Annotated in this window: 1 protein-coding gene and 1 pseudogene; one reads left to right on the forward strand and one right to left on the reverse strand. The window is 63.2% G+C overall.

All coding sequences use genetic code 11. From position 1 onward, the window contains the following. Positions 1 to 236 (reverse strand): annotated as a pseudogene (locus tag EOC06_RS44020) (riboflavin deaminase); the annotation flags it as partial. 351 nt (positions 237 to 587) lie between these two features. Between EOC06_RS44020 and EOC06_RS31825 the strand changes: the two are divergent. Continuing rightward, a partial coding sequence (locus tag EOC06_RS31825; protein ID WP_128309650.1) for a substrate-binding domain-containing protein occupies positions 588 to 1,430 on the forward strand: 843 nt, incomplete at its 3' end.

A 1,430-nucleotide genomic window follows, 5' to 3' on the forward strand; every position in this document is an offset into this window, starting at 1 on the left:
AAATGATAGGGCCGGTCGACCTTGCCGACATTGGCTGGTGGGTGCGCGGCGGCCTTGCTCATCTCGGCCATGGTGACGCGGCCGACGATCCAGGCGTCAGCCGCGAGATCACTGTGGATATGTTCGTAGAGGCTCGACCACTCCGCCCGGGTCCCGACTGGACTTGTCGTGTAGCGGCTTGGATGAAGGCTGCCGTCGAGTGATGCGAGCATATGGCAGACGATTTGCGGCTTCATACGGGTTCTCCAGATCACAAAAGCTTCGCGAGTCAGTCCAAGGTAGTGCCGGGCAGAGGGAATGGAAGCCAGGCACCTCAGGGAGATGTTGCCCACGCTGCAAACCAAAATCCGACAATTCCGATAAATTGCCCGGCACCTCTGTTATATCGAGGTTGCACAAATGGTTGACCCTGGGTTAGCATCCCCAGGCAGGCGTCGGTGGGAGGCTCTTTTTACAGCGGCGGCCAGCTGGAGCGGCATGCGTTTTCGGGCGCAGGGAGGATGCTCCAACACTTTGAACCGATGCATGATCCTTCCTGAAACCGATCCCGGTTTTCGGGGTCGTGCGTTTTTGTGGAGGAGGATCCCATGAACAGACGTGAATTCCTGCTGTCGTCCGCGGCTTTCGGCGCCATGATGGTCGCCGCGCCCTCGGTGTTTGCGCAGGACAAGCTCACCATCCTTGGCTCGGTGCCCAGTCTCGGCTTTCCGTTCTTCGTGCACATGCTGAACGAGATCAAGGCGGAAGCCGCCACGCAAGGCGTCAATTTGACCGAAAGCGACGGCCAGAACTCGGCCACCAAGCAGACCGCCGACATCGAGGCGGCCTTGGTGCAGAAGGTCAACGCCATTGTCATCTCGCCGCTCGACGTCAACGCGCTGGCGCCGGCCATCGAGGAAGCGGTCAAGGCCGGCGTTCCGGTGGTGACGATCGACCGCCGCGTCGACGGCGTCGAGGGCATCCTGGCCCATGTCGGCGCCGACAACGTCAAGGGCGGCGAGGCGGAAGCCAACGCGGTGGTGGCGGCGTTCCCCAACGGCGCCAAGCTGTTCCATCTGCAGGGCCAGCCCGGCGCCGGTCCGGCGATTGACCGCAACAAGGGCGTGCACAATGTGCTCGATCCCTTGAAGGACAAGTATCAGATCGTCTTCGAGCAGACCGCCAACTTCGCCCGCGCCGAGGCGCTGTCGGTGACCGAGGCCGGCCTTGCCGCCAACGGCAAGCCGGACGCCATCGTCTGCGCCAATGACGACATGGCGCTGGGCGCCATGGAGGCTTGTGCCGCGCGCAACTTCACCGACGTCAAGATCTACGGCTTCGATGCACTGCCGGAAGCGCTGGTCGCGGTGCGTGACGGCAAGCTTGCGGGCACCGTCGAGCAGTTTCCCGGCGAGCAGTCGCGCACCGCGGTGCGCATCGCGGTGCGCGAC

This window comes from Mesorhizobium sp. M7A.F.Ca.MR.362.00.0.0 (genome assembly GCF_004023175.1).
GTDB lineage: Bacteria > Pseudomonadota > Alphaproteobacteria > Rhizobiales > Rhizobiaceae > Mesorhizobium.